Annotated in this window: 24 protein-coding genes; 17 read left to right on the top strand and 7 right to left on the bottom strand. The window is 50.3% G+C overall.

Translation table 11 applies throughout. The annotated features are described in order from the left end of the window. The 10 genes from IQ273_RS17070 to IQ273_RS17110 form a co-directional block, all read left to right on the top strand. The coding region (locus tag IQ273_RS17070; protein ID WP_194024370.1) for an SIS domain-containing protein at positions 1-726 on the top strand (726 nt) is incomplete at its 5' end. Between the two features lie 86 nt (positions 727-812). Next, positions 813-1,229, top strand: coding sequence for a XisH family protein (locus tag IQ273_RS17075; RefSeq protein ID WP_194024371.1), 417 nt, complete (start codon positions 813-815; stop codon positions 1,227-1,229). Next, positions 1,217-1,552, top strand: coding sequence for a XisI protein (locus tag IQ273_RS17080; protein WP_194024372.1), 336 nt, complete (start codon positions 1,217-1,219; stop codon positions 1,550-1,552). Before IQ273_RS17075 ends, IQ273_RS17080 begins: the two co-directional genes overlap by 13 nt. A gap of 213 nt (positions 1,553-1,765) precedes the next feature. Beyond that, positions 1,766-2,431 (top strand): Uma2 family endonuclease, encoded by a 666-nt coding sequence (locus IQ273_RS17085; protein WP_194024373.1) that lies wholly within the window; start codon positions 1,766-1,768, stop codon positions 2,429-2,431. Positions 2,432-2,528: 97 nt separating this feature from the next. Beyond that, positions 2,529-2,867, top strand: a complete 339-nt coding sequence (locus IQ273_RS17090) for a hypothetical protein (RefSeq protein ID WP_194024374.1) — start codon at positions 2,529-2,531, stop codon at positions 2,865-2,867. Positions 2,868-3,186: 319 nt separating this feature from the next. Beyond that, the gene (locus IQ273_RS35830) at positions 3,187-3,423 is read left to right on the top strand and encodes an HNH endonuclease (RefSeq protein WP_397198042.1); all 237 of its coding nucleotides are present in this window, start codon (positions 3,187-3,189) and stop codon (positions 3,421-3,423) included. Between the two features lie 76 nt (positions 3,424-3,499). Then, positions 3,500-4,669: a sacsin N-terminal ATP-binding-like domain-containing protein gene (locus tag IQ273_RS17095; RefSeq protein WP_194024375.1), complete on the top strand. Its 1,170-nt coding sequence runs from the start codon at positions 3,500-3,502 to the stop codon at positions 4,667-4,669. Next, the gene (locus tag IQ273_RS17100) at positions 4,614-6,029 is read left to right on the top strand and encodes a hypothetical protein (protein ID WP_194024376.1); all 1,416 of its coding nucleotides are present in this window, start codon (positions 4,614-4,616) and stop codon (positions 6,027-6,029) included. Before IQ273_RS17095 ends, IQ273_RS17100 begins: the two co-directional genes overlap by 56 nt. Then, entirely contained in the window at positions 6,026-7,111 is a 1,086-nt protein-coding gene (locus IQ273_RS17105) for a helix-turn-helix domain-containing protein (protein ID WP_194024377.1), read from the top strand. Before IQ273_RS17100 ends, IQ273_RS17105 begins: the two co-directional genes overlap by 4 nt. A gap of 434 nt (positions 7,112-7,545) precedes the next feature. After that, positions 7,546-7,737, top strand: a complete 192-nt coding sequence (locus tag IQ273_RS17110; RefSeq protein WP_194024378.1) for a transposase — start codon at positions 7,546-7,548, stop codon at positions 7,735-7,737. Positions 7,738-7,805: 68 nt separating this feature from the next. Here IQ273_RS17110 and IQ273_RS17115 read toward each other — a convergent pair whose 3' ends face one another. Further along, on the bottom strand, positions 7,806-8,126 hold the full coding sequence (locus tag IQ273_RS17115; RefSeq protein WP_194024379.1) for a DUF5615 family PIN-like protein: 321 nt from the start codon (positions 8,124-8,126) through the stop codon (positions 7,806-7,808). 1 nt (position 8,127) lies between these two features. After that, positions 8,128-8,349: a DUF433 domain-containing protein gene (locus IQ273_RS17120; protein ID WP_194024380.1), complete on the bottom strand. Its 222-nt coding sequence runs from the start codon at positions 8,347-8,349 to the stop codon at positions 8,128-8,130. A gap of 15 nt (positions 8,350-8,364) precedes the next feature. On the opposite strand from IQ273_RS17120, the gene IQ273_RS17125 reads away from it, so the two are divergent. After that, the gene (locus tag IQ273_RS17125; RefSeq protein WP_194024381.1) at positions 8,365-8,631 is read left to right on the top strand and encodes a hypothetical protein; all 267 of its coding nucleotides are present in this window, start codon (positions 8,365-8,367) and stop codon (positions 8,629-8,631) included. A 576-nt stretch (positions 8,632-9,207) separates the two neighbouring features. Continuing rightward, positions 9,208-9,573 carry a hypothetical protein gene (locus tag IQ273_RS17130; RefSeq protein ID WP_194024382.1) on the top strand — a complete coding sequence of 122 codons (366 nt, stop codon included), beginning with the start codon at positions 9,208-9,210 and terminating at the stop codon, positions 9,571-9,573. Positions 9,574-9,725: 152 nt separating this feature from the next. On the opposite strand, the gene IQ273_RS17135 is transcribed toward IQ273_RS17130, so the two are convergent. Next, positions 9,726-9,956 carry a helix-turn-helix transcriptional regulator gene (locus tag IQ273_RS17135; RefSeq protein WP_194024383.1) on the bottom strand — a complete coding sequence of 77 codons (231 nt, stop codon included), beginning with the start codon at positions 9,954-9,956 and terminating at the stop codon, positions 9,726-9,728. Positions 9,957-10,058: 102 nt separating this feature from the next. Between IQ273_RS17135 and IQ273_RS17140 the strand changes: the two genes are divergently transcribed. From IQ273_RS17140 to IQ273_RS17160, 5 genes are all read left to right on the top strand, one after another. Continuing rightward, positions 10,059-10,364: a hypothetical protein gene (locus tag IQ273_RS17140; protein WP_194024384.1), complete on the top strand. Its 306-nt coding sequence runs from the start codon at positions 10,059-10,061 to the stop codon at positions 10,362-10,364. A 5-nt stretch (positions 10,365-10,369) separates the two neighbouring features. Next, positions 10,370-10,558 (top strand): hypothetical protein, encoded by a 189-nt coding sequence (locus tag IQ273_RS17145; RefSeq protein WP_194024385.1) that lies wholly within the window; start codon positions 10,370-10,372, stop codon positions 10,556-10,558. Beyond that, positions 10,555-10,803 carry a hypothetical protein gene (locus IQ273_RS17150; RefSeq protein WP_194024386.1) on the top strand — a complete coding sequence of 83 codons (249 nt, stop codon included), beginning with the start codon at positions 10,555-10,557 and terminating at the stop codon, positions 10,801-10,803. The genes IQ273_RS17145 and IQ273_RS17150 overlap by 4 nt, the downstream gene beginning before the upstream one ends. 563 nt (positions 10,804-11,366) lie before the next feature. Continuing rightward, on the top strand, positions 11,367-12,200 hold the full coding sequence (locus tag IQ273_RS17155) for a hypothetical protein (protein ID WP_194024387.1): 834 nt from the start codon (positions 11,367-11,369) through the stop codon (positions 12,198-12,200). A 131-nt stretch (positions 12,201-12,331) separates the two neighbouring features. Continuing rightward, positions 12,332-13,039, top strand: coding sequence for a general stress protein (locus IQ273_RS17160; RefSeq protein ID WP_228053258.1), 708 nt, complete (start codon positions 12,332-12,334; stop codon positions 13,037-13,039). Positions 13,040-13,557: 518 nt separating this feature from the next. On the opposite strand, the gene IQ273_RS17165 is transcribed toward IQ273_RS17160, so the two are convergent. The 4 genes from IQ273_RS17165 to IQ273_RS17180 all read right to left on the bottom strand — a co-directional run. Continuing rightward, the gene (locus tag IQ273_RS17165) at positions 13,558-14,883 is read right to left on the bottom strand and encodes an HhoA/HhoB/HtrA family serine endopeptidase (RefSeq protein WP_228053259.1); all 1,326 of its coding nucleotides are present in this window, start codon (positions 14,881-14,883) and stop codon (positions 13,558-13,560) included. A gap of 169 nt (positions 14,884-15,052) precedes the next feature. Further along, positions 15,053-15,958, bottom strand: a complete 906-nt coding sequence (gene rimK / locus IQ273_RS17170; protein ID WP_194024390.1) for a 30S ribosomal protein S6--L-glutamate ligase — start codon at positions 15,956-15,958, stop codon at positions 15,053-15,055. A gap of 48 nt (positions 15,959-16,006) precedes the next feature. Then, complete coding sequence (locus IQ273_RS17175) at positions 16,007-16,462, bottom strand: ATP-dependent zinc protease (RefSeq protein ID WP_194024391.1); 456 nt, start codon at positions 16,460-16,462, stop codon at positions 16,007-16,009. 59 nt (positions 16,463-16,521) lie between these two features. Further along, positions 16,522-18,260, bottom strand: a 1,739-nt coding sequence (locus IQ273_RS17180) for an alpha/beta hydrolase (RefSeq protein ID WP_194024392.1), incomplete at its 5' end; no start/stop codon positions are given.

Raw genomic sequence — 18,260 nt, forward strand, 5'->3', positions numbered from 1 at the left:
GTGGTGGGCATCACCAATCGACCTGAAAGCTCGCTGTCGCGGCTGGTGCCCCACATCATCGACACCCACGCGGGCATTGAGATTGGCGTGGCCGCCACCAAGACCTTCACCGCCCAGGTGATGGCCTTTTATTTTCTAGCGCTAGACCTCGCCTACCGTCGCCAGACCCTGACGGGCGATCGCATCGAAGCCATTCTCACCCAGCTGCACCAGCTGCCCGCCTACATTGAGCAAGTGCTCGAAAGCCAGGAGCGCTATATCGAAGAGCTGGCCCACGAGTTTAACGAAACCCAGGACTTCATCTTTTTGGGTCGGGGTATCAACTTCCCCATCGCCCTGGAGGGGGCGCTGAAGCTCAAAGAGATCAGCTACATTCACGCCGAGGGCTACCCGGCTGGCGAAATGAAGCACGGGCCGATCGCCCTGCTGGATGCCAAGGTGCCGGTAGTGGCGATCGCCATGCCCGGCAGCGTCTACGACAAGGTGCTCTCGAATGCCCAGGAGGCCAAAGCCCGCGACGCCCAGCTGATCGGCGTGGTGCCCATGGGCGACGACGATGCCGCCGATACCTTCGATCGGCTGCTGCCGGTACCCGTGGTGGATGAGCTGCTGTCGCCGATTGTGGCGGTGATTCCGCTGCAACTGCTGGCCTACCACATTGCGGCGCGGCGCGGGCTCGACGTTGACCAGCCCCGTAACCTCGCCAAATCGGTCACGGTAGAATAAGCCCAGATTCCAGGGTTCTTCAAGAACCCTGGAATCTTCAATAACTTGAGGATGCCACTCTAGCTCAGCTCTGTATAGCGACGTTTATGGCAGCAAGAGATCTCTTCCACACAGCGGTGAGACATGGTCTTGAGAAAGATCAGTGGCGCATTTCTAACGATCCTCTAGAACTGGAATGGGAAGAAGTCAAGGTTAAGATTGATTTGGCGGCTGAACGGCTCATTGCGGCTGAACGAGGCGAAGAAAAAATTGCCGTAGAGATTAAAAGCTTTATTAGCCCGTCTCCGGTAAGCGATTTTCACACTGCTTTAGGGCAGTTTTTGAACTACAGAATTATGCTAGAGGTGAAAGAGCCTGAGCGTGAGCTTTATCTGGCTATACCGATAGACACCTATGAGACGTTTTTTCAGAGCCGTTTTGCTCAGACGGCCATGGAGCGCTACCAGCTTAAGCTCATCGTCTATAACCCAGTCTCAGAGGAGATTGTCAGATGGATAAGTTAGAGCACTATCGAACCTGTATTCAAGAACTGCTAGAGCAGCATAGTGAGAACAGAACTCAGGAGGAGGAGGTCAATAATCTACTTGTTTTTGATACAACGCGTGACCACTACCAGTTGATGCGCGTGGGCTGGAAGGGGCTAAGCCGGGTTTACCACACGGTGCTTCATTTCGATATTGAGGACGGCAAAATTTGGCTTCAGCAAAACACAACAGATATCGATGTTGGCCAAGAACTCATTGATCTGGGTATTGCTAAAGAGGATATTGTTTTAGGGTTACACCCTGCCTATAAGCGCCCCTATACAGGATACGGAGTTGCTTAGGACACCAGTGGTGTAGATGAGCTGCTGTCGCCGATTGTAGCGGTATCACCGCTACAACTGCTGGCCTACCACATCGCCGCCCGGCGCGGTCTAGACGTTGACCAGCCCCACAACCTGGCTAAATTGGTCACGGTAGAATAGAAGCATCGCCCTGAGTTTAGATCCCAGGGTTCTTTGAGAACCCTGGGATCTGCTTTTGCAGAGAGTCTTGCTATGGTCGGCACGCCCCCGACATCCCAGCCAATCGCCACTGATCAGTGGGTATCGATCCAGTGGGCGGAGTATCTTCATATCCTTGAAGCTCCAGCCCTAGAAGAGGCTCGTTGCTATTTTGATTCAGGCTATATGAGGCTAGAAATGGCACCATTGGGGGCGCTGCATGGGAGAGAAAATTCGATTATTTCTACCCTAGTGGTGCTATTTACCACCCTCAAGGGTATGCGGATGGTTGAGCTGACCAACACCACCTTTCGCAAAGCTGGTTTGCAAGATGCCCAGCCCGACATTGCTTTTTACATAGGCCAGTCTTTTACGCTGCCGCCTCGGGATAATCGCCCGATCAATGTAATTGAACACGGCGCTCCACAGTTGGTGATTGAAATTGCATCGACTACGCTGAATGACGATCTAGGGCGCAAGCGGCTGCTCTACGAGCGGCTGGGTTGCCAAGAATATTGGGTTGTGGATGTGGAGGCGGCCCAGGTGATTGCCTTTGCGATCGCCGATCGCCGCAGCGGGCAAATTGCAAACTCTGAGGTACTGCCAGGGTTGGCGATCGCCACTGTAGAAGAAGCCTTGAGGCGATCGCCCACCGAAGACGATGCCACCATCAACCGCTGGCTGCTAGATCTGTTTAGCCTTGACGCGCAGGGAGGCTAGATGGGCTCGACATTGACAAAACCCCATGCTCATTTGAGTAGCCGTGCGGGAGACTATATTCGAGATATGAGGCTAAATCGTTAGGAGCTAGCTGATCATGCCGAAGCAGAAATCTGCGTCAGTTGTCGGAACCTGGCACATCTACGAAATGGAACAATGGGATGAGGATTATTTCAATATGGAGGTGCAAGCCTACATCACGATCAATCAAGGTGGGGCTGGAGATTTTCAATTTGGCTTGGTCGCCGGAGGTTTGGATGGAGAATTTGTCCGAGAGGGCGATACTGAGCGGTTTGAGTTTACCTGGGAGGGTAATGATGAGTGTGATGAAGCCTCTGGTAGCGGCTGGCTGAGGCTAAAGTCGGCGGATGAGGTGGAAGGGAGCATTAAGTTGCATGGGGGCGATCGCTCTGCCTTTGCCGCCCGGAGAGCTTGATAGTTCGATCGCCGCCTTCAAAACAGCGCGTTTACTGCACAAATTAGATATGAATCACTGCTAAAGACGGATGAACCGATTGACTGGGACAGGCGATCGCTCTTGTCAGCCGTTTGTATGTCGCTGCTATTGATCAAGTGAATCTGGCGGGGGAGTAAACCGCTGATTGCCCTGGGGCTAGATAGCCTTGCAATCGGGTGGCTAAGTGTGAAGAGTTTGAAGCGATGCGACAAATACGGACTGGCTTGGGCTAGGCATCTACAATGGGTCAAACGCTATTGGGCAAATGCTTTTGACGGAGTGACCTGGCGTTTTAACGGTGAATGAGCTAGCGCTGTGTAAGAACCACCACTGGGCGTTTGACCACGGCTGGTTTGGGGTGGATGACGATTACCGAATTGTGATTCCGCAGGAGCGGTTTATGGAGGAGCCAGCAGTGGAAAGTCGGGAGATGGTGGCGTTTAGGGGTGAGGTGATTGGGCTGCCGGGGGAGAGGGAGTTTAGGCCGAGTTTGGAGGGGTTGAGGTGGCATAGAAAGAGGTGGAAAATAGTTTAGATTCGAATAAATTAAACAATCAGATAAATAGCAAAATTCGACATCTTTTCTCTAGAAAAACTCAATTAAAGAAACAATGATTCAATCAATCAAACTAGGCCGACAAGAAGATGGAAATCGTTCTATTGCAGATAAAATTATTAAACGTTTAAATGAGTTAGAGCAAACTGTCGGACTCAATCAAGGACGTTGGATTTGGGAGCTCTTGCAAAATGCTAAAGATAGCATTATTGATTTTCCGAATCGAAAAGTAAGCGTAGAAATTATTTTGGATAAAACTCATATTGAATTTAAGCATAATGGAGCTTGTTTTACTGAAAGAGATATCAGAGGACTAATTAATCAAATTTCGTCCAAGGAAGTTTTTGAGAACAAGGAGAACAAAAGGACGGGTAAATTCGGTACAGGATTTCTTACAACACACTTGTTGTCAAAGGTGGTAAGAGTTAAAGGAGTGCTAATCATAGAATCGCAAGAATTATTTAGGTTTGAATGTAAAATCGATAGGGAAGCTGAGAATACACTTCAACTACTACCTAAGATTCAACACACTTGGGAAGAGTTTGACAAATCCTTAACTGAGATTAGCCCCACTTGTGCAGAGCTAGAAAGAACAAGCTTTATTTACAACTTGAAAACCGATCAACAGAAGGAAACATCTCTTGCTGGAGTGGAAGAATTTTTAAAGCTGGTGCCGCTAGTTTTGATTTTCAACCAAGAAATCAAAGAGATTATATTGATAGACAGAGTGCAGTCAAAGAATATTCATTTTTCAAGAGAAGAGAACAAACAAGAGCATATATATATCATATCAAGAGTGGCCAATGGAGAAAAACAAACATTGCCAATATTAAGCTTCTTTGGCGAAAACGTTTCTATTGCCGCTCAATTGAGAGAGATGGGTGGAAAATACTTTGTTGAAGAAAATTCTAACCATCCGAAACTTTTTTGTAATTTTCCACTCATTGGAACAGAAAAGTTTTATCTTCCTGTGATTGTTAATAGCTTCTATTTTAACCCACGAACAGAAAGGGATGGAATCTGGCTGAAAGAAAATAATGATAAAGTAGCTGAGAACAAGAAGCTTCTTGAAGCGGCAATCAGTCTTTTTCACGATTCAGTTGCTTATGTTTCAGAAGAGAATATATTCGAATTATATAATTTAGCTGATACGAGAATGCCGAAATTAGATGAAGCTTCTTTGGACAAAGGAATGGTACAAAAATGCTATTCAGCAAAAGCTTAGAAATATCATTCTAAAGACAGACTTTGTAGAGACTGACAATGGAGAAAAAGTGTCTCTCTCGGAAGTATACTTTCCCGATCCTAAACTTTCAAATCAAGATCGCGAAACCATCTGGAAGTTTTCTAGAGATCTAAAGATTAATACGCTCCCTGCCAAACAGCATATTCATAATTGGGCAAAGCTTATTTGGGATAGCTGCTCTATTCTCAATGTTAATGAGCTCGCAACTGATTTACAAAGCAGAAAAAATATTCAAGAATTACAAAAAAGTCTTGAGCTAAGTGAAGACGAAGTGTTATCTTGGATGGTTGAATGCTTGAACTTTATTCTTCAAACGTCAAGCTTGCAAATTTTTAATAGCAAGAGCTTAACTCCCAATCAAAAAGGTATTTTCAAGAAGTTAAGAGAATTATCAAATGACCTCATTGATGATGACTGCCTTAAGGACATAGCTTTGCTGTTGGGATCTGATTTATATGAAAAGTTATTGCACTCAGCTATATCGTTTGATGAATTTAATAATCAATCCATTTCAAGGCAATCGGTCGCAAACACAATAACTAATTCTATTATCAAAGATTTACCAAATAATAGCGAAAGGATATTAGCAATTAGAAAGTTGATAATTTGGTTTGAAGAAAATCCCGAAGAGAGTAAGAACTTATTTTCTGAACTTTTCCGCAAAAAAGAAAAGTTGTTAGTAGATACTATTGAAGATAAGGATAGCTTGTACAAACTTTTAACTAGCCAAATTCCTCTTTCAAAGCTTGCAGAATTTTCAAGTCTTGATATCGACACAAAAGAATTAAACAATCTTCTTAATGACTTTAACGCTTCCAATATTTCTGATCTGAGAGACAAGCTAAGAGATATAGGGAGTGTTGCAGAAAATCAAACTAGGACAGAGCTAAATAGAGATGTCTTACTTAGTTTGGGCATTACTTCAATGGAAGAGCTGAAAAATGCATTGCAAGATCGAGACTTTGATAGTCAATTTTTCCATAAATCTATGCCAACACAGGAAATGTTTTTCTATGCAAAGGAAAAAATTGATAGATCAAAGAAGAATATTACTCATTTTCTTCAGTCGCTTCCCCAATATGATTGTAATGAACTTGAAGAACTAGCGCCAACCATAATTGGAGGAATAAGAAAAAAAGGGCGTCCAGTAAATATTGTTATTAGGCCTTCAGATAATGGGGAGGTGATTATACATTACAGCTCTGAAAAAGATGCATTAGATTTTCTGGATGACGAAATTAGTGTAGAACTATGGATTGACAATGGAATAGACGATCCAAAAATTTTGACATTAGGTGCAATCCTCAAAAAAACAGGTATTAACAGAATTCCAGTATGACGAATATAATCTCAGAAGTAAAAGAACTTATTGGCAAAGAAGAAGGAGTAAGGTTAGAATACAAAGCAGTTTTACCTCCCTCCAAAAACATAGCTCAGCTAATTAGTGCGTTTGCCAATACTGAAGGCGGCTTTATTATTTTAGGGATTTTTAAAGATCCTCAAGGCAAGCTTGAAATCAATGGTTTAAGTGAAGATTTTCGTGCCACCACGATTATTCACAAAGCACTTGATCTTCTTAACCCTAAGCCGCAAGTAGAGTATCAGTATACATCGCATGAATCCAAGAAAATATACGTTATAAAAGTAGAAAGAAGCAGTATTCCAATCTTGCTAGAGGGAAGGAAATTCATTCGAATTGGAGGGGAGGTTCGGCCTTCTGAATTAGTCGAAAATGCTCCAAGCAAGAAAGGTTATCATAGAATTCAAGACGTAGTTTCTGAACTGGAAATTCAGAAAAGCGATGCCACTTATTCTAAAGTTGAATTGGCAAACCATTATCAAAGTATTTTGAAGATTATAAATGGTTTAGAAACTCTTTTTGATTTTGAACATACCTGTGATCCAATAAGTAGTAAAGAAGGGAAAATACTTGCGAGGGTTTTGTTTTCTTCTTTTGTAGATAGCTTTGAAGTTTATTTGTCTGATTTATTGTATGAAATTTTTTTGGCAAAGCCAGAAACATTAAAATCTAAATCTCAAACAGTCACTCTAAAGGAGGTGCTGAGCTGTTCTGACATGCAAGAATTTATAGAGTATTTGGCAAAGAAAAAATTAGGCAAACTACAACGAGGTAGTGTAAAAGCTTTTCTTGATGAAAACGATCAGATTAGCAATCTGAAAGCCATCAGTTCTGATGAGCTCTTGCAGATTGAGGAAATGTTTCAGGCAAGACATTTATTTACTCATAAGAACGGAGTTATAGACGAGAAATTTATTCAAAATACTTCTAAAAATCTTGTTTTAGGAGAAGAATATCAAATATCTGTCGATGAAATTTGCGATCAAATATTATATTTAACTGCTGTCATGAATAAGTTAGATAAAGCAGCAATAGTCAAATATAAATTAGATGCTACTTAGGAAATGCTTTCCTGCTTGACCCTTGTTGAGCTGAGCAGATCAGGCTTAGTGGTGCAGAAAACTTTTTTGAGTCTCATGATGGATGACCTGAACGGTTAAATCAGCGCCTGAAACCCATTGCCCTCGTTCGTTTACCCGATAAACCTCAATATCGCCATCTCGGTGAGAATCCTTAATTTATAGGGGTTTCAGGAGTTTTCTGCACCACTAAGGCAGATCAGGTGAAGCGCCAGCGGAACCCAACATCGCTGATAGTTCATCCGCCAAACAACCTACCCGGCTCTTCCGGGTTCATGGTGATAAGCCCAACTGATATCTAGGCACAGCAAGGCTTTCAGCGAATGCAGGAAAAGCAAACCGTATCAGCTAATACAGTTTCAACCACAGATCCGGAAGAGCCACCTACCCTAAGCGCATAAATTCACCACCTTCCCATGCACTACCGCCGCGCCAAAACCCCAGGGGCAACCTACTTCTTCACCATCGTCACCGACAACCGACAATCTGTATTTCGCAGCGACGAAACCATAGCCCTACTCCGTCAAGCCTTCCACACCATCAAAGCCAAATCTCCCTTCGCAATTGATGCGATCGCCGTCTTGCCCGATCACATCCACAGCATTTGAGCCAAGGGGTTGGCCTTACCCTCATCGCGAATTGAATTTTGTCTAGACCATAGAGGCAATAGGCCCTACTATGCACCAACCAGCATAGCTTGTCCCTTTTGTGCAGTTGGTACAACAGCAAGAATTTCTGGCACCAAAGGTTTCAGGTCAGCCAATCGATTCGACCGAGCTTGCAAAACAATTACAGCAATCCTGAACTGAGGCAAATTTTGCTGAAAAGCCAGGTTACGATCTACCGTTATAAATACATCAAAGTTTTCTTCAACCAGGGCGAGCAGTTGACCGTTCTTTATCCCAGCCCAGCCCATCTGAGGAACCGTTTTGACCTCATAGCCTATCAGGTCTCTCGCCAGCCTTCGGTCAATGCACTCATCTAAAATGAGCCTCATTCTAGGCAACCTTTGGGTTGATAAATTTTTGGCCTGCTTCTTCCAGTAGTCCCACGACTTGCTCTCTCGTTACCGTAGGAAACCCCTCTAAAAAATCATCAATAGACTCTCCCGCCTTGAGATAGTCAAACAAAGTTTCTAGAGGTACCCGTGTTCCTGCAAAAACAGGAGTGCCACCCATCACCTCAGGCGACATACTAACAACCGACGAATCTCTAAGCATTGGAATAGGCTGCCTTTGCTGACACCCTCAGTCTATCAAACCCAACCCCATTATCAGCGGTCACATAGGGTATGGACACTTGTTCAAGCCCTGCTGGTCTCAATTCAGCAAGATACCGCAACTGCCGCTGTCGCTTACCAACCGCCACAGCCTAAACCACCCCTCGACCCAGCCCTCGCCAACCTCCACCCCTGGACTCAAAACCTCCTCGGTGTCCTGCAAACAACTGAGGACGACAGCCAAGACGCCTACATTGATTATCTAGCGGCCAAGCATCGTTAGCCTACGCCCAACGCGATCGCCCAGTCCTAAATCTAAAAGGCTCTACCGCACCTCTGACCAGTTCTCATTAGCCGCAATCGCCTACTCCCCACCCGCGATCGCTGATACCTTAAGGCTTAAAACATAAGCAAATTAGACTAATGCCTACTGTTTAACCGCTAACAAGTTTTCAGTAGCTGCTAACCAGTTCTGCTTAAGCATAAAGCAGTTCTCGTTAGCAGCAAATGACTTCTCTGTAGCCGCTAACCAGTTCTGCTTAAGGGCAAAGTAGTTCTGTGTTGCAGTCTGCGGGTTCTCAGTAGAGCTTAGCCAGTACCCTATCCGCATTAACACTTAGACCTTGGCAAGAGTCGCCAAATAGCCGCGAGTACTTTTTCTTTTTCAAGAGACTAAGCGTAAAACCACAGAACTCCTTTGGCCCCATTTGAAGAGTTCTCGCCCCCGGCATAAAGCTTCCATATCCCTTCAGCCCATCAGCCTGTTTTTGAAACGCAGGCGTCAACTCTGAATGCAAGTTGATCGCCCGGTCAGCCCCTCCAGTTCTCTTATTCAAACTCCCAAGGAGGGAGTACCACCATGGCACGAGCCAAACGTACATCTACCCGTCTACAAAAAGCAGAGCGCCGCGCTGCCGGTATGGGGTCCATTAAACCCAACCTCGATATGGGCAACGGTATGACCCTCAACGAATTTTGGGCTGCGATCGACGACATGCGCGATCGCCAGAAAAAGTACAACGAAATTCTGTCCACCGTCGATCAGCTCTACAACGAGATGATCGATGCCGAAAAAGCCCTGGCGGAAAGGTCCGAAAGGATGCTGAATGCCGTAGCCGTGGTCTATGGCCGCAATAGCTCCGAGTATGAAATGGCGGGCGGCAAGCGGCGGCCAGAGCGGCGGCGGTCTAGACAGGTTGCGCCCGGTCAGCAGTCAGTTGCCTAGGCACTTAACCCAAAACCAAGCCAATTTGAGGGGCGATCGCATGGCATGGTGCGATCGCTTCTTTTGTTTTGTTCCCCTGACTGGTGCTCAAAGGGTGGATGGTGGGCGGTGCCCCACCCTACGGGATCTAAAACTGGTGGGCGGTCCCTACTTTACGAGATCTCGTCAAGCAAATAGCGATCGACAAAGGCTTTAGCAGCCTCGGGGCTGAGGGTTTTAAGGGCTCTCACAATTTCAACTATGGTTTCACCAGATGGGTCACTCTTCTCATTTGCCCATCGGTAGACGCTGTTGCGTTCAATATCGAGAGCCGCCGCAAGGCTGTACTGGCTCACCTCAAACTCCTCAAGCACTTGCCTGAGCACATGTCCTGCTTTTCCCATGCCTTCATGGTGTCAGACCAGCATAGACACGTAAACAACTGATTTGTTGACGGCAACTAATTTGTTGACTATGATGCTTGTCATCGAATCTGTTGACATACTATGCAATCCGACCCCACCGCCCGCTACAGTGCCCGCATCCTCAACCCCGAATCTACTGGGCCAGTCCACCTCGAACTCACCCTCAAGCTCCACAGCTACCCCCGCCCCGATCGCGAGCCTGTCAAAATTCTCGTTATCGGCAGCAAACAGTCCGTCAGCTCCATCGTCGTTGCCCTCCACCAGCTCGGCTTTGCCGAAATCTTCGAGTGGACAGACTTTCTCAGCGCCCCCAATGCCGACAGGCCGTTGCAGTTTCAGCCCCATGAAGTGATGAAGGCTCTGGTGAAGTACCTGCCCAGAGAGTAGCGGCAGTGATTCACCACGAAATTACCCACCAAAAACTCCACGATCCTCGCCCCAGCGCCGAAACTACCACCCTCCGTCCCGACGAGTGGGCCATCCTCGCCACCCTCTGCGACGACGACCCCATGTATCTCGAACTCGTCGCCAAACGGCTCGACACCGAGCGCACTTGTAGCGTTTTCTGGGGCAAACCATGAGCCGCCGCCCCGGCATCTACAAAGCCCTACAAGCCTGCTTCGACACCAGCGCCCTCGCCAAAGCCCCCAACCTCCAGCGGGCCGAAACCATCCGCGACCTCAACGTCGCCGAAGAAACCGGCGACGTTGAAACCTTTCAAACCGCCTGGGCCACCCTCAAATTTCGTCAGGTCCGTTATGCAGCAAGAGAGCCAAAGCCAAAGCACCACCGCCACAGGCAACGTTTGACTGGAAGCTTCAGATGACAGCCTAGCTCAGCTCACCCACAGTCTTCAGCACCAGTTGGCCAACGAGCAACAGCTAACCCAAACCCACCTCAGCGCCCTGCAACAGCTCAACGAGAGGACGTGGAGCGGTTGCGGGGGGCAGGTGCGATCGCGCGGGAATACCGTTTAGAGTACGATCCAAAACAGCGTCACCCAATCCCTCAGTCTCACCCCCCGATTAGAAACTTCGATGGGCCGGAACTAGCGATCGCAGCTATTCCTTAGAGTTTGCAGAAAGTACCACGCTGGTGAGATATCAAAAGCCGCGCTTACATCCATTATTGAGGTGGGCGTAAGATATGTTCAAACGGCAATGAACTATAAAAACTTGTTCGCTCAGAGTCGACCTTAATTAGCTCAAAGATAGCTACTTAAGTTTGGCAGTCGAGCTTAGCGCTTGCCAGTGCCTCATGGTTGCTTTATTTGGCTTTCTGCTAAGCATCGCTATAGGCATTTTAGCAAACGACAAATAAGGTGGAGTTTTACCTTATTTTTACTGCCTTTAAAGCCATTGTAAATTTTCACCACAAGGAGCTGAAGTCATGAAAAGTCTTCGCCAAAACGACAAAACGCTAGTCCGAGGCAAGAAGAGCTGGATAGGCGCGATCGCTTTAGGCCTAACAGTTTCGCTAGTCTCGGCATGTAACCAATCGGCACCAGACACTCAAGCCGAACAGGAAAATGTGACATCTGGCGAAGTTGCCCAGGTAGAGGCAGGCGATCCGGTTGTGGGCGAATTGGTAACCGTTAGAAGCGGCATCGTTGAAACCATTGATGACAACAGTTTTGTGATGGAATCAATCAACGGTGATCCCATCTTGATTATCAATCCTACTGGCCCTGCGTTTACTCCTCCTGAAGAAAATATTCCCATTCAGGTAACAGGGCAGCTAGAAGTATTTGATACTGCATCGATCGATCAGTATGGAGTAGACAATTTAGACCCCGCTCTATACGAAGAGTATGATCAGCAACCCGCAATTGTAGCTCAGAGCATTGCCCTGGCACCAAGGCCTCAAGACTTGTGGGATGCACCCAACACCTACTTTGACGAAACGATCGCAATTGAAGGCGATCTTAGGCCCTTAGAAGGTTCTGAAAACGCATTTGCCTTGTTTGAAGAAGGCTGGAATGACGACATTGGCGTACTGGTAGTTGGCGTAAACCAAGCCGTAGATACAGCCAGCCTCGAAGAGGGGGAAAACATTGTTGTAACTGGGCAAGCACGGCTTGCTGATGCAACCTTGCTGCAAGAGGCAGATTTTGGCTGGGACGACAATCAAATTCAAGAGTTTTTGTCGAGGTATGAGAATCGACCTGTAATTATCGTCGATGAAGTCTATCCATCGGCTGTACCCCCTCATCCCAGTGTCTAATAGGCTTACTTTGGACGGGGTCAGTTGCAAAACGTTTTCTCAGGCCAGCTTGAGAAGCACAGAGGGAAAAAGCTAAAACTCCAATTTAGCTCTCCCAAAATCCCAATAAAATGATGAATCACGAGGAAAACATGGTAAACACACGAAACAATATCAACCAAACCCAATACAAGCGAGTAGTGGGCGTTTTCAAGCGACGCGAAGATCTTGAAAGTGCTCTACATGCGCTAAATGATGCCGGTATTCGAAAAGAGAATATTTCTCTACTGGCTAAGCATGTAGAAAACGTTGAAGGCGCTGAAGAACTTACCGATCACCAGGGCAATGAAGCCTCTGAAGGTGCTGGTATTGGTGCCACCACAGGAACCGTACTCGGTGGAATCGGCGGCTTTCTCGTCGGCGCAGGCGTACTCGCCATTCCGGGTGTGGGTCCTGTCCTAGCCGCAGGCGTCGGTATTTCTGAAATTGCGGCTACCCTGGCTGGTGCTGGTATTGGTGCCGCTGCGGGTGGTCTAGTGGGTGCTCTAGTTGGGGCTGGTATTCCTGAAGAGCGCGCTAAAACCTACGAAAAGCGCATTAAGGCTGGTGATTATCTGCTGATGGTCGATGGCACCGCTGACGATATCCGCAATGTTGAATCAATCCTGCGCGATCGCCACATCGAAGACATGGGCACCTACGATGCTCCTGATGTAGCTAATCGATCTACTGCTACTACTACGACTACAACCGCTACAACCGGGCGGGATACAGCCACGGCAACCCGTGATATTGACAACGACGGCGAGCCAGAGGTCGTCATCGTAGACAATCGTTCTCAATCGACTCGGCGTAGCTAAGCGTAACGGCAAAAATGCTAGGGGCAAACGACTCTATTAGGAATGTCACTGAAATAAGCTGAAACCAACTTGGCAGATCGCCAAAAGCCCTAATCTGCCATAGAGTGGGCACTGCCCACCAGCCTTAATTTAGTGACATTCGGCTCTATTAGCCCCATTTACTCAGGCAGGGATTTTTACTAAATCCCTGCTTTTTTTTGGCCTTATACCAATCGTCCATGCCGCTAGTGGGGCACCCCCAATGATAAAAACAGCCAGCCATAGCCGTTCCCTGAGCGAAGTCGATGGGAACGGCTATTTTTAGGGCAAATCCCAACCGCACAACCTTGATCCCAAACAGGAGGCTTGCGTAGGGGCAAACGGTGTTTGCCCAGTCCAACTGTGGGTAGCTAAGGCGAATTCGAGATCATTGCACCGCCCTGATAACCTACGGGAGAGCGATCGCTAAAAAAAAGGCGCAGCTTTAGCTGCGCCTAACTGCATTAGTTTTACCGAAGGGGTAAAACTGGGTAGATGCATTACTGGTTTGGCAGGTTGCCAGGGCGCACCGTAATGGTTTGCTCGCGGCCCCCGCGCTGCAGGGTGAGGGCGAGGTTTTGCCCCACTTTAGACCGCTCTACGGCCTGCTGTACAGCGGCGCTCTCGGTCACCGACTGGCCATCTATGGCCACAATGATGTCTCCATCCCGCAGACCGCCTTGGGCCGCCGGGGAGTTAGGCATGACGCGACCAATCAGCACGCCTGAATCAGCTTCAACAGAGAACGGACGGTTGGGATCGCTGTTGATGTTTTGCTTCAGCTCCGGCGTCAGGTTCACCATTTGAATGCCCAAGTAGGCATGCTCGACCCGGCCGGTTTCAATCAGCTCTGAGCTAATCCGCTGTACCGTGTTGATGGGAATCGCAAAGCCCAGGCCCTGTGCCCCCTGGATAATAGCGGTATTGACGCCAATCACCTCACCGTTGAGGTTAAGCAGCGGCCCGCCAGAGTTGCCGGGGTTGATAGCTGCATCGGTTTGAATGAAGTTAACCCGCTTGTCGGGAACGCCCACCTCGCGGCTGGAGCGACCGGTAGCACTGATAATACCGGCAGTGACGGTACTGTCGAGGCCTAGGGGGTTACCGATGGCGATCGCCCACTCGCCGGGCTGAATTTGATCAGAGTTACTGGTGGCAACGGCGGGTAGATTCTGGGCGTCAATTTTAATCACCGCAATGTCGGTCACCGAGTCGGCCCCCATCACCTGGCCGGTGAAGGAACGCCCATCGGTCAGGGTAACCTGCACCTCGTCGGCCCCGGCTACCACATGGGCATTGGTGATAATGCGTCCGTCAGCGGAGATGATAAAGCCAGAACCAACGCCCCGCTGGACCTGCTGCTGCTGAGGAGCAGGCATGCTATCACCAAAGAACTGGCGAAACATAGGCGGCAGGTTAGTCTGCACAGTACGGGTCGCGTTGATGCGCACTACCGAAGGCTCAACCTCGCGTACGATATCGGCGATTAGGTTAGGGCTAGATATCGAGGGAGCCACAGCCAGGCCATTCTGAATGCCGCTAGGCTGAGGGGCTTGGGCGTCAGCATCGGGGTTAGGAGCGGCTGGCTCGTCGTTGTTGTTCCAGAAACCGTTGTCCCAAAAAACATCGGTGGTGGTTGGAGCATTGGTACCGCTGGGCTGCCCTAGGACATTCAGGGCCTGGCCGCCGACAGTGGCAATCCCCGCTCCCATCAGCACCAGGGCCAGCGACTTAGCGGCGGGCCGAAAATTGCGTCCAGAACCGCGCTCAGAGTCGTGCCTAGAACCATCCCTATTCATTGCTGTTACCTCGTTTGAATCTCGCATGATGTTTACAACAATAAGGTCATGGTATTGCACCAGGGTGGCAGGGCCATGGCGAAGCTGTGACACTTTGCCGCAGTAAGCTGTGACAATTCGAGCTAGAGCCAGGGGTAGGTGTACGGTACCAGGCCTGCCATGAACCGTGAACCTACCCCCTTGGCTTGGCAGACTATTAATATTTAATCCGATCGCGGTCTTTGTCGGGGGCGGCGTGCTTGGCGACAAAGTCGATGATTTTGCCGGCTACATCGGTATCAGTCGCCTTTTCAATGCCCTCTAGACCCGGCGACGAGTTGACCTCCATTACTACCGGGCCGTGGTTCGATCGCAGCAAGTCGACCCCGGCTACCCGCAGGCCCATCGCCTTGGCGGCCCGAATGGCGGTGCTGCGCTCTTCGGGAGTGAGGCGCACTCGGCTGGCCGACCCGCCCCGGTGCAGGTTAGAGCGAAACTCACCAGGGGCACCCTGGCGCTTCATGGCGGCCACCACCTTATCGCCAATCACAAAGCAGCGGATATCCATGCCGCCCGCTTCTTTAATGAACTCCTGCACCAAAATATTGGCGTCAAGGCCGCGAAAGGCTTCGATGACTGACTTGGCGGCCTGCTGGGTTTCGGCCAGCACGACCCCAATGCCCTGGGTGCCTTCGAGTAGCTTAATCACCAGGGGGGCACCGCCGACGATGTCGACTAGGCCGTCGATGTCTTTGGTGGAGTGGGCAAAGCCCGTCACCGGCAGGCCAATACCCCGGCGAGCCATGATCTGGAGCGACCTGAGTTTGTCGCGCGACCTGGAAATCGCCATTGAGGTATTGGCTGTAAACACCCCCATAATTTCAAACTGGCGCACCACCGCCGTGCCGTAGAAGGTATTCGACGCCCCAATCCGGGGGATCACCGCGTCAATATCTACCATGGGCTGGCTCTGGTACATCACCTTAGGCTGGTGAGAGGTGATATTCATGTAGCAGCGCAGGTGGTCAATCACCTGCATTTCGTGGCCACGCTCTTCCCCTGCCTTCACCAGTCGCTGGGTCGAGTAGAGGGTGGCATCCCTGGATAAAATCGCAATTTTCATATCGCCTTAGGAGTCATCCTCGGGGGTTAGTTTAGCGGTAGTCAGGGGTCAATCGGGCGGTTTGGGCAGGGGGTGCAGGTACGATCGCCCCGGATCTACCAGGTAGCGTTGGCGCACCGCCTGTCGCCCCAGCAGCATTCGAAACCCCATCTGATCGCGATTGGTCAAGGTCAGCTCGATGGCCCACAGGGCATGGCCCACCTGCACCTGGGTCTCAATCACCGGCCGCAGCTCTGACTGCCCGCCTGAGTTGCGCACCTCGCGCTCCTCCAGCAAAACAGCTTCGGCGGTGACTATGTAATCATCGTTGCGTTGAAGGGGGTGAGCCTGAAAGCGCACCATCGCTTTACCGTTTTGCTCAAACCGCTCTACTGCAAAGGTGTGGAGCGCTGACGATCGCGCCCCGGTGTCAATTTTAGCTTTGATAGCCTGCACTCCTAGGTCGGGCAGGGCGACCCATTCTCGCCAACCAATGGTTGCAGCCGACGCAGCACCAAAACTCATATCATCGTTGAAACCATAACTGACGTTGAAGCCATAACAGAACAGGAGATGGTTCTATCCTAAGGGGAAAGGGGATCGCTGAGCCTGGCATCGACCGGAGCGGGCGTAGGTTCAGGCGTGCGATCGAGGGTGAAATCGGAGGTTGGGGATCTGAGCAGGCTCAGCAGGTAGGGCTCTGTCCCCAAAGCAGCAGCAAAGGCGGGCTGTAGGACAGGTTGAAACCGCTGATCGCCCTCCAGGGTGAGTTTAAAGTAGGCCAGCCCCAGTACCTGCATGTAGGCCCAGACCAGCTCGGGGCGCAGTCCGATAATCTGGGGTGGAATGGGCAGCGGCTGATCGCCCGTTGCCACGTCGCCAATGGTGGAAAAGTGGGTGCCCCGGCTGATCAGCAGCAGGTAGCGATCGGGCATGGTCAGCCAGGTAAAGGGCATGATCTGCTCTGGGAAGGCCGGAGCAATAGTGTCAGCTGTACCCGCAACCATCATCACTGGCCGGTCGATCTGGCCGTAGCCAATTGGCCCAAACAAGGCGCTACCGACCGGGTTCATAACAAAAACCGACTTGACCCGGCGATCGGCCAGGCCGTCAGAATTGCCCAGTTGCAGCGCCTGACACTGCAACAGCAGGGATGGATTAAAAGACAGGGTACCGGGGGGGCAAACCTCGGCCAGACCCGCCAAATCAAAGCTGGCCCCGGCCAGGGCCAGGGCCGTATAGCCCCCAAACGACTGACCCACAACCCCAACCCGGTCTAGGTCGATCTGTCGGCGCAGGGGCGAAGGGCTTTGGTTGAGGCGATCGAGGGTATTGAGGGTAAGCGACACATCGCGGGGGCGACGCAAAAACTCCTCAGTTTGCACCACCGCATCCGATTGCCCGGTCAGCAGGGCGTAGAGCTGCTGGTCGTTGCTGCCAGGATGCTCTAGGGTCGCCGTTGCAATTCCCCCAGTGGCCAGGTACTCGGCCAGGTAGGCGTAGCTGTCGCGAGTGCCCCCCAGCCCGTGGGAGATCACCACTAGCGGAAAGCCCTGGGGCGGCATTACAGGCCCACCCGACTGCACCTGGGGCAAATAGAGCGGTACCGGACGCGGCAAACCGGGCACCACCACCTGAATTAGATCGACGCCGTACTGGCGCTCGCTCTGCACCAGCCGCAGCAGCGCCTCCACATCAACTGGGTTGGCCTCAGCCTCTTGCTGGGCCAGGGTCTGTATCTGCTCAAAGGCAGCTTCAGACTGCAAAATGGCTTGGTTGACCTCCTGGGCGATCGCCAGCCCCTCGGCCAAGTCGATGCGAATGGCGACGGTGGGGTAGGTTTTGAGCACGTTGAGCAGCGTAAAGCCCGACTCAGAGTTGGCGGCCGCTAAAATGAGCGCCCCTCGCAGGGCCTGCACGTTGGCCTGGCGCACTGGGGTTTGCACTACCCGGCTAATCTGCTCAAGCAGGAGTATCCCCTGCTCGGTGTAGAGAAACTGAGCCACCCCCACAGGACTAATGGTGGCCGGAGTACTCAGCACCTCGCGAATTTGACTGAGCTGATCGTCAGAGATTTGCAGCTGTCGGCTATAGATTCTGAGCTGGGGGGTAAGCTCGCCGGTCGTCGCAAACCGCTCTAGGTCAGCAATCGGGATCGATCGCTCTAAAATGCCGTAAGACACCAGCAGCGCTTCAGCTGCCGATACTGGCGTGGCGGCCACCAGGGCACCCACCAGCCCTAGCGCCCAGACCAAACCGCGCCTCAGCCAGGGCCGGGCGATCGCCATTGAGGCGGGTATTAAGGGGTGCCGAGGGGCAGGGC

This window comes from Nodosilinea sp. LEGE 07298 (genome assembly GCF_015207265.1).
Lineage (GTDB): Bacteria > Cyanobacteriota > Cyanobacteriia > Phormidesmidales > Phormidesmidaceae > Nodosilinea.